The sequence below is a fragment of the Bradyrhizobium sp. BR13661 genome (assembly GCF_029892425.1).
Taxonomy (GTDB): Bacteria; Pseudomonadota; Alphaproteobacteria; order Rhizobiales; family Xanthobacteraceae; genus Bradyrhizobium.
Genome location: NZ_JARXWB010000065.1, coordinates 1 through 9,889, shown reverse-complemented (window position 1 = coordinate 9,889; position 9,889 = coordinate 1). Strand labels below are relative to the sequence as shown.

Here is a 9,889-nt window from a genome sequence, read left to right as displayed (position 1 = left end):
AAAAATACACCCAAAATGCAGGATGCAGCCAGAAAGGCCACAGAATCAGAGTCATCCAGCTAACAGGACACTTGACGCATAATCTAACCGCTGCATCCTCTCGACCAGTTTCGAGCATTCCAGACCCTGCGCGAGCAACGGAAATCTGAGGAGGAGATCGCGGCCATCTTTTTCGTTTCCGTCAGCGTGGTGAAACAGCGCCTCCGCCTCGCGGCGGTCTCTCCGAAGTTGCTCGACGTCTATGCCGACGACGGCATGTCGCTCGAGCAATTAATGGCGTTTTCCGTCACGGCCGATCACGCGCGGCAGGAGCAGGTCTGGGAGAACGTCAACCGGTCGGGCTATGACGAGCCGTATCAGATCAGGCGCGTTCTCACTGAGCGTGCGGTGAAGGCCTCCGACAAGCGCGCGCGGTTTGTCGGTCTTGCGGCCTATGAGGCGGCCGGCGGCAACGTGCTGCACGATCTCTTCGAGGAGGACGGTGGTGGCTGGCTCGAGGACATCGCGCTGCTCGACCGTCTCGTCGCCGAGAAGCTCCACACCGAAGCCGAGACGATCGCGGCCGAAGGGTGGAAGTGGATCGAAATCGCCCCGAGCTTCCCCTACGGTTACGATCACGGGCTGCGCCGGCTCGAAAGCGAACCGGCCGATCTCACCGTTGAGGAACAAGCAAGCCTCGATGCACTCCAGGCCGAGTATACGGCGCTGCAGGAGAAATACGAGGGTGCCGACGAAATACCGGATGAGGCGGACACGCGCCTCGGCGAACTCGAGCAGGCCCTCGCGGCCTTCGAGGACTGGCCGCATATTTTCGACGCGGCCGCCATCCCGCACGCCGGCGCCTTCGTCAGCATCGATACCGATGGGACGGTGCAGGTCGCGCGCGGCTATGTCCGCCGCGAGGACGAAGCGGCGTTCGCTGCGGCAGTAGTCGAGCCCGATCCTGAATCGGGCCCCGCAACGCCTGGCTCCGACGATGGTGCTCAACCCACACCGCCGGTCCAGGGCAGCGTGATTACCATGGCCGGGCAGGTACCGCCGGATGAGGAAGAGGATGATGCCATCCGGCCCTTGCCCGACCGGCTCGTCATCGAGCTCACCGCGCACCGGACGCTGGCGCTGCAGGACGCGGTTGCGGCCCAACCGCAGGTCGCGATGACGGCGCTCTTGCACAAGCTCTGCCTCGACGCCTTCCATCGGACTTACGGTTCATGCTGTATCGAGGCCGGCGTGCGTCATGTGCAGCTTTCCATCCAAGCGCCCGAATTGAAGGAAAGCGCGTCCGCCAGATCGATCGCCGCTCGGCATGAGGGCTGGAGAGCCGACATGCCGACCGACGAGGCTGCCCTGTGGGATTGGCTGGTTGCGCTCGACGATGCCAGCCGGCTGGCCCTGCTCGCCCACTGTGTTTCCTTCGGCGTGAATGCCCTGTTCGAGAAGGTCGATCGCCATGGCGGGCCCGGCATTACCAGCCATGGGCTGCAGCGCCGTCTCGATCAGGCTGATCGGCTCGCCCGTGCCGTTGGTCTCGACATGGTGGAGGCCGGCTGGCGTCCGACGGTCGACAACTATCTCGGCCGTGTCACCAAGGGCCGGATCCTCGATGCGATCCGCGAGGCGAGGGGCGAATCCTCGGTTCAGCTCATGGACCATCTCAAGAAGTCGGAGATGGCGAAGGAAGCCGAGCGCCTGCTCGAGGGCGCCGGCTGGCTCCCCGAGCCGCTGCGCATCGCCGCCGTGGCTTCGCCTTCGGACAGCTCTGACGCGCCGTCCGAGCCGCTTCCCGAATTCCTCTCCGGCGGTGACGAGGAATCGACCGACGGCGGCGAGAGCGAGCAGCCGCACGCCGTCGCGGCCGAATAGGCCATCGCTGCGGGGCGGCATCCGTCGCCCCGCAGTTCTTTACCACTTCCCCTTCATCTCTCGGCCCGGCCCTCGCGCCGGGCTTCATCGTCTTGGGAGCACCATCATGACCGGCGATACTTCAACACCCGGCTCGGGTTTCGATTCTGCCTCCTGGCTCCTGCGGGACCAGGAATTTATTAGACTATGCAAGTCCAACAAGACAGCCTTGTTCGACGCGCTCGCCAGTGCGCGCATCGACGCGGTGGAGGTCACATTCAACGGCTATGCCGATGAGGGGCAAATCGACGGCGCTGTCGCGGACGGAGAGGGCGGTGACACGGATCTCCAGAGCATCCATGTCGAGATTGCGCGGGTCGAATGTGGCAACCAGATTGTCACGCGGCAAACCCTCTCCGTGAAGGACGCGATCGAGAAGCTCGTCTACGACCTCCTCGAGCAGACCTACTCGGGATGGGAGAATAACCAGGGCGCCTACGGTGACTTTCTGTTCGACGTCGCCGAGCGAACGATCACGCTCAACTTCAATGAGCGGATCGAAACCTCCGAATACACCCAGCATTTGTTCTGAAGGAGGAAACAATGGTGCATCCCTATCATCATTCGCTCTCGTCGGTGAAGAAGTGGGGCGGGGCAGCCAGCGACTATCCGGCGATCCATAACTGGTTCGATGCCAGCAAGCAGATCACGGCAGATTTCCGGCATCGCGTGCTCCGCCATCACGCCGAGGGCATCTTCATGGCCGAGATCGTCTTTGGTCCGACTGTCACCTTGTCGTCCGGTCGCGTCATCCCGACACGTTGGATCGGCGAGCAGCACGTTATCGAGGATCTCGGCTTCATCCCGTCCTTCGCCGATTGGGTGAGGTGTATCCGTCCCGAACCCTGGATGAGCCGCACGCGGCGCATCGCGTGCGAGGTTGAGCCGCCGGTTTCTTTGACCGCAGAAGGAGCTTGACCATGTACGGCACATATCTGCGCCTGAATATCACCGTGCATGACAGTTGGCGTGCGGTGGTTCGCGCGGCAGCGCGCAAGCTCACTCGGCAAGCGCTTCGCGACCCCCGGTGTCGCATAGCGCGCAAGCGGTTCTACCGCGAGATGCTCGATTATCACCGCCGGGAACAAGAAATCGTTGCGACCTGGCGGCTCTGAGACATCGTCCGTCGCGAGCCTTCCCCATCCAAGTCCCACTCGGCCCAGCGCTCCGCGCAAGGAGCGTCGGGCCATCGCATGTTCAGGAGAACGAAAATGGCTGACTACTTTACTCCCACCGTCATTCAACAGACGATTCCCGAAGCGGACATGACCCCGCTCGAACGCCTGCTTCTGTCCCACGTCTTCGAAGTCGAGCACGACGGAGACGGCTGGTATTTCTTCTCCGAGCACGGACCATCAGACATCATCTGGGTCACGCGTGTGGCGCTCGAAGATGCACTGGCTGCGTCGCTCGCGGGGGATGAGACCACCGCCAACCGCTTCGTGAAGGGTCTCCTGCCGAACCCGCGATCAGAGGGGCCGCTGCCGTCAACCATCGATCTTGACCTCACCGAGATCTCCTGGGAGGCCATCCTTCAGGACATCGTGCGGCGATCAGCGACGCTGAAATACGTGTCCGCGGTATCGTCCTTCACATGTTCGCGCATGCGTGCCGACGGATTCGGCCGCGCCGTCGTCGTCATCACGGCCGACGCCATCCTTGGCAAGTCCACCAACGATCTTCTCGAGGAGTTCATCGATCAGGTCGTGCCCCTTGAGCGATAATTCTCTCAAAGACCGGCGCGCGAAACCTTGTTTCGCTACCGCAGGGTCTCCCGACCGGCACCTTGCACCGCGTTCCAACGCACGGCGCCGGTTGCCGCACGCGCGATGTTTGCTGAGAACCCCTGCATACGTTCGCGCCTCCCGATCCGCATCGCGGCTTGTCCTGTCTGGGCGCGGCACATCCGATGTCAACGGGCAAGCCGTTCCCGCCGCGGCCCGAAGGCCTTGCGTGACATCGGATGCTGGACCGCGCCCGATCGCCAGTCCACCGCAACGCGAAGGTCGGGAGGCGACGGAAAATGTGCAGGGTTCTCAACAAGCATCACGTAGGTCTTCCGGCAGGCGCCGTCTACATCGGGCGCGGCAGCAAATGGGGCAATCCGTTCCGGATCGGCCGCGACGGCGACCGCGCGGCCGTCATCGCCAAGTACGAGCGATGGCTGGCGGACCAGCACCATCTGCTGCGTGCGCTCGATGAACTGCGCGGACGCGATCTCGTGTGCTTCTGCGCGCCGCACGCTTGCCACGGCGATCTCTTGCTGCGGCTCGCCAACGCTACGCGCGAGGTGCGCGTCGCGTGGTGGCGCGCCGTCAAGGCCGCGGCATGAGAGCGAGAGGATTGCCGGGATCTGAGGCGAGCCCGGCGCGCGGCGAGAGCGAGCCGCCGGGATGGTTCGCCCGCTCTCGGAGTCTGCCACATCTCCAGGACATCCAACGCCTTCGATTCTCGAAAGTCCGTCGCCTACGACGCCGAGGCCAAGCGCCTCTTCCACAGCCATGCGAGATCCCAGCTCCGCCGTCTTGCGACGGCGCTGGGTCTTGAGCCCGGTTCCTACGACCTCCGCTCCAACCAGGCCGGCATTGCCGTGTCCGGTGAAATCACCCTCCACGGCGATCGCCTCTACGTGCAGGTCTCCCAATCGGCGATGGGCTACCACAGCGGCATTCTGTTTCGGACCTGCAAGGGCCGGAAAGACTATGTCGGCGGCCCAAACAATTTCGCATCGCTCGACTTGCTCAACAGGCCCGACGAACTCGCGCATTGGATCCGCGAGGTGTGCCGTGTTTGATGTCATCCGCCGTCGTATTGCCGCCATTGCGTTGTGGACACGCCGTCACCGCTATCGCTGCGGCGCCAGCCTCAGCCGATGGACCCGAGCCTGGCGTTATCCCGCCGGGCGGCTTTCGGCGGATGAGGCGCAGCGATTGATGCTCGACTGCCGTTATCCGGCAGGCTGGCATCCGCTTCTTGTCCTCACCGTTGAGGATACCCTCAAGCTGGCGCGCGAAGAGATCGCCGATCATCCCGATCTACACCGTTTGATCGCGAACGGCTGCGCTCGCGTCGGCGACAAGTGGGAACCCTACTACGGCGAACTGCTGGAGGCGCGATGCTGGGCAATCAACTTCGCCAAAAATTACGCAGTCGACGAGGGCATCACATTCGTTCTGCTCAATGATGAGCCCGATTCCAACCTGTGATGGTCGGGTCGGATAGTTCGCTCAAAGGGTCCGGCGCTGGTCGCCGGACCCTTGCTCTTTGGCCGAGATCAAGAGGGAGAGGCGGGCCGGGAAGGGTTTGAGCCGCGGCGGTGTGAGGAGAGCGCCGGGCGGTTCGGCCCTTTCCCGCTCTCCGAAAGACATCCCTCATGACCGAATCTCTCGTCGGCGGCGCCAGCGCCGCGCCGCTTTCGATCCGTGCCGCCGCAACTCTCACCTCCGCTGTCGTCAAAGCCTCGCGCCAGCTTTTGACCGATCTCGAACGCGGCCGTCGCATTGACGCAACTGTCCTGCGCGGCGCCATGGAGGCTGCCTTCGGCGCCTCCGATGCGACCGGAGCCTGGAACTGGAAGACCGCCTATGACGTCTGTGAGGCGGCGACCGTCCTGTTCCTGCGGCGGCATGGCGCCGCCATGCGCGCCAAGGCGGCGTCGCCGGCAGCGATGCTATCAATGCTGATGAGGATCGCAAGTCTGCTTCCGACCCAGACGCGCCGGTCCGAGGAAAGCCAATCCCTGCAGCAGTTCTCGACGCCGATCGGATTGGCGTATATCGCGAGCGTGTCCGCCGCGATTACGCCGGCCGATGTCGTGCTGGATCCGTCAGCCGGCACCGGCCATCTGGCCGTCCTCGCAGAGCTGGCCGGTGGCTCCCTCGTTCTCAACGAGTTCGCCGATAGCCGTGCCGGCATTCTGGGGCAGATCTTTCCTGCCGTCCCCACCACGCGGTTTGATGCCGCACATATTAACGACCACCTCGATGCGCGCATCGTGCCGAGCGTCGTCCTGATGAACCCGCCATTCTCGGCGGCGATTCGTGTCGATCGCGCGATGGCAGATGCGGCATTACGGCACGTCGGCTCGGCGTTGGCCCGTCTTCCAGCAGGCGGGCGCCTGGTCGCCATCACCGGCGCGAACGTCGCGCCCGACAACCCTGTGTGGACCGACTCCTTCAAGCGGCTTCAGGAACAGGGACAGGTCGTGTTCTCGGCGGCGATTGACGGCGCCGTCTATGCCAAGCACGGTACCACCACCGACACCCGCCTGACCGTTATCGATCGCGTGCCGGCGGGCGATATCGCGTTGTTGCCGGCATCCGCTGGCATCGCGCGAGACCTGCCGACTTTGCTCGGCTGGGTCATCCGGGACGTGCCAGCACGTCGTCCAATTGCTGGAAAGCCGATTGCGGTCGTGCCAGCGATTGCCAGCCCTTCAACGCCCCGAACCCTCCGCGCCTACGTTGCCCAGCCCCAGCCGGTGACCGCGGCGCCAGCATCTGAACTCGTGACGACGGAAGTCGCCTACGAGTCCGTCGACTGGGCGCCCACCGATGCCAACAAGATCACCGACGCGCTCTACGAATCCTACGCATTGCAGTCGATCCGCATTCCCGGCGCGCAGGCCCATCCCACGAGGCTCGTGCAGTCGGCTGCAATGGCGTCGGTCGCGCCGCCAAAGCCATCCTATCGGCCGCATCTGCCGGCCAATGTCATAACGGATGGCATCCTCTCGGACGCGCAGCTCGAGAGCGTTATCTACGCTGGCGAAGCCCATTCGGAGTTTCTCGCGGGTTCCTGGACGGTCGATGCCACCTTTGACGTCGTGGCGGCCGCGCGTGATGACGCTGAGAATGCGGTTCGTTTTCGCCGCGGCTGGTTTCTCGGCGACGGCACCGGCGCGGGCAAGGGACGGCAGGTTGCCGGTATCCTGCTCGACAATTGGCTCAAGGGCCGCCGTCGTGCGGTCTGGATTAGCAAATCCGACAAGCTGATCGAGGATGCGCAGCGCGATTGGTCGGCGCTTGGGGTGGAGCGGCTGCTCGTGACGCCGCTTTCCCGCTTCCGGCAGGGCACGCCGATCCGGCTTGCGGAAGGCGTCCTATTTACCACCTACGCTACGCTGCGCACCGACGAGCGTGGAGAAAAGCTTTCGCGCGTGCGTCAGATCGTTGAATGGTTGGGCTCCGACTTCGACGGAGTGATCGTCTTCGACGAGAGCCACGCCATGCAGAACGCGCTTGGTGGCAAAGGCGAGCGGGGTGACCAGGCGGCCTCTCAGCAGGGACGCGCGGGGCTCAGGCTCCAGCATGCCTTGCCAAATGCCCGTGTTGTGTATGTTTCCGCAACGGGTGCCACGACAGTGCATAATCTCGCCTACGCCCAGCGCCTCGGCCTGTGGGGTGGCGACGATTTTCCGTTTGCGACGCGCGCCGAGTTTGTCGAGGCGATCGAGGAGGGCGGTGTCGCCGCCATGGAAGTGTTGGCGCGCGACCTCAAGGCGCTCGGCCTTTATGCCGCGCGTTCGCTATCTTATGAGGGTGTCGAATACGAACTGCTCGAACACCAGCTTACGCCCGAGCAGGTTCGCATCTACGATGCCTATGCCGGCGCATTCAGCATCATCCATAACAATCTCGACACGGCCATGCGCGCCGCGAACATCACCGGCGAGACCGGCACGCTGAACGCGCAGGCGAAGTCCGCCGCGCGTTCCGCCTTCGAAGGTGCCAAGCAGCGCTTCTTCGGCCATCTGCTTACCTCGATGAAGACGCCCTCGCTGATCCGCTCGATCGAGCGCGATCTTGATGTCGGCCATGCGGCCGTCATCCAGATCGTCTCGACCGGCGAGGCGCTGATGGAGCGCCGGCTAGCGGAGATTCCGACCGAAGAGTGGAGCGACGTTCAGGTCGACATCGCCCCGCGGGAATATGTCCTCGATTATCTCGCCCATTCCTTCCCGGTCCAGCTCTATGAGCCCTTCACCGACTCAGAGGGTAATCTCTCTTCCCGGCCCGTCTATCGCGACGGTCAGCCGGTCGAGAGCAGGGAAGCCGCCAAGCGCCGCGACCGCCTGATCGAAAAGCTCGCCTCGCTTCCGCCCGTACCGGGTGCGCTCGACCAGATCGTCCAGCGGTTCGGCACGCACATGGTCGCTGAGGTCACGGGACGTTCTCGCCGCGTCGTTCGTAAACGGGATCGGCTGATCGTCGAGAACCGGGCGGCCTCGGCCAATCTCGCCGAGACCGCGGCCTTCATGGACGACGCCAAGCGCATCCTTATCTTCAGCGACGCCGGCGGCACGGGACGTTCGTACCATGCCGAACTGTCGGCACGGAATCGCAGGCTGCGGGTTCATTACCTGCTCGAGCCTGGCTGGAAAGCCGACGCCGCCATCCAGGGCTTGGGTCGCACGAATCGTACCAACCAGGCGCAGCCGCCGCTGTTTCGCCCCATTGCGACAGATGTGAAGGCGGAAAAGCGCTTTCTCAGCACCATTGCTCGCCGGCTCGACACGCTGGGCGCCATCACCCGAGGTCAGCGCCAGACCGGAGGGCAGGGCCTGTTCCGCCCCGAGGATAACCTCGAAAGCCATTACGGCCGTGACGCACTGCGCCAACTATATCTGCTTCTCGTCCGCGGCAAGGTTGAAGGCTGCTCGCTCCAGGCGTTCGAGGACGCGACCGGTCTGAAGCTGATGGATGCCAACGGCATCAAGGATGAACTGCCGCCGATCACGACATTCTTGAACAGGCTGCTGGCGTTGAACATCGACCTGCAAAACGTGTTGTTCGCCGCGTTCGAGCAACTGCTCTCCGCTCGCATCGAAGGCGCGATCGCCTCCGGCGCCTACGATGCCGGACTGGAGACGCTGCTCGCCGAGAGCTTCATCATCACCGACCGACGCGTCATCTATGCCCATCCCGGGACTGGCACCGAGACACGGCTGCTGACCATCACCGAACGGCGGCGTAATCGTCCCGTGACGCTGGAGGAGGCGTTCGATCGGCTCTCCGATTCCTCCGCCGTTCCGCTCGTCAACGAGCGCTCGGGCCGGGCCGCCCTTCAGGTCCCGGCGCCGAGCTTCATGCTCGATGACGGTGAGATCGAACGGCGCGTGCGGCTGATCCGGCCGATGGAGCAGCACAGCGTTCCCCTAAGCACAATGGCGGAAAGCCATTGGGCCGAAGCCGATCGCGGCCGCTTCGGCGCGGCCTGGCAGGCCGAGCTCCATGACCTGCCCGAATTCTCGGAAAGCACAATCCATGTCGTCGCCGGCTTGCTGCTGCCGATCTGGAAGCGGCTGCCGGACGAGTCGACACGGGTCTACCGGCTTCAGACCGATGCCGGAGAAAGAGTCATCGGTCGCAAGGTTTCGGCCAGTTGGGTGGCGAACGTCCTTGCGGCCGACGCGCCCAAGCTGGCGTCCGACGCAGCCTTTGCCGCTCTGATGGAGGGGCGAACTCTTCTCAACCTGGCCGAAGGCCTCCAGCTTCGCCGCGTCCGCGTCATGGGAAGACACCGGATCGAGCTGTCCGGATTCAACGACACGATGCGCGATCGCCTCAGGACGTATGGCCTCTTCATCGAGATCATCTCCTGGAAGCTGCGCATGTTCGTGCCTACTGATGAGGCCGGCATCGAGGTCCTGGCGAAGGTGCTCGAGCACTATCCAATCGAGCGCATCGTCGAACGGGAGGCTGCGTGATGCGCCGCGAGCCTTGCGAACTGGCGCATCGCCTCGCGCGCGATGCCGAGGCGGTGTGCCGTCATTACCTTTCCAATGGAAAGCGCGAAGGGCGGTATTGGCTGGTCGGTGATGTCTACAATACGCCGGGCCGCTCGATGTTCGTGCGGCTCCAGGACTCCACCAAGGGGAGCGCGGGTAAGTGGACCGAATATGTTGCGCCGAGAGTTATGTTGCGCATTTGCGCTTGGGTGCTGTCTCACAGACGATTGACAGCTTCTACGCAACATAATGCCAGCG

The 9,889-nt window shown here is 63.8% G+C and carries 10 protein-coding genes; all 10 read left to right on the top strand.

All coding sequences use genetic code 11. From position 1 onward, the window contains the following. Window positions 1-255: 255 nt before the first annotated feature. Complete coding sequence (locus tag M2427_RS41670) at window positions 256-1,863, top strand: DNA-binding protein (protein ID WP_280712522.1); 1,608 nt, start codon at window positions 256-258, stop codon at window positions 1,861-1,863. Window positions 1,864-1,969: 106 nt separating this feature from the next. Continuing rightward, on the top strand, window positions 1,970-2,434 hold the full coding sequence (locus M2427_RS41665) for a DUF6878 family protein (protein ID WP_280712521.1): 465 nt from the start codon (window positions 1,970-1,972) through the stop codon (window positions 2,432-2,434). An 11-nt stretch (window positions 2,435-2,445) separates the two neighbouring features. Then, the gene (locus M2427_RS41660; protein ID WP_280712520.1) at window positions 2,446-2,820 is read left to right on the top strand and encodes a hypothetical protein; all 375 of its coding nucleotides are present in this window, start codon (window positions 2,446-2,448) and stop codon (window positions 2,818-2,820) included. Window positions 2,821-2,822: 2 nt separating this feature from the next. Then, window positions 2,823-3,017: a hypothetical protein gene (locus tag M2427_RS41655; RefSeq protein WP_280712519.1), complete on the top strand. Its 195-nt coding sequence runs from the start codon at window positions 2,823-2,825 to the stop codon at window positions 3,015-3,017. 96 nt (window positions 3,018-3,113) lie between these two features. Further along, window positions 3,114-3,626, top strand: a complete 513-nt coding sequence (locus M2427_RS41650) for a hypothetical protein (RefSeq protein ID WP_280712518.1) — start codon at window positions 3,114-3,116, stop codon at window positions 3,624-3,626. Window positions 3,627-3,925: 299 nt separating this feature from the next. Then, window positions 3,926-4,234 carry a DUF4326 domain-containing protein gene (locus tag M2427_RS41645; protein WP_280712517.1) on the top strand — a complete coding sequence of 103 codons (309 nt, stop codon included), beginning with the start codon at window positions 3,926-3,928 and terminating at the stop codon, window positions 4,232-4,234. A 258-nt stretch (window positions 4,235-4,492) separates the two neighbouring features. Continuing rightward, a complete protein-coding gene (locus tag M2427_RS41640; protein ID WP_280712516.1) occupies window positions 4,493-4,696 on the top strand; it encodes a hypothetical protein in 204 nt (67 codons plus the stop codon). Beyond that, a complete protein-coding gene (locus tag M2427_RS41635; RefSeq protein WP_280712515.1) occupies window positions 4,689-5,108 on the top strand; it encodes a hypothetical protein in 420 nt (139 codons plus the stop codon). Before M2427_RS41640 ends, M2427_RS41635 begins: the two co-directional genes overlap by 8 nt. A 167-nt stretch (window positions 5,109-5,275) precedes the next feature. Continuing rightward, window positions 5,276-9,610: a strawberry notch-like NTP hydrolase domain-containing protein gene (locus tag M2427_RS41630; RefSeq protein WP_280712514.1), complete on the top strand. Its 4,335-nt coding sequence runs from the start codon at window positions 5,276-5,278 to the stop codon at window positions 9,608-9,610. Then, window positions 9,610-9,889: hypothetical protein (locus tag M2427_RS41625; protein ID WP_280712513.1), on the top strand; the 280-nt coding region annotated here is incomplete at its 3' end. The genes M2427_RS41630 and M2427_RS41625, both read left to right, overlap by 1 nt.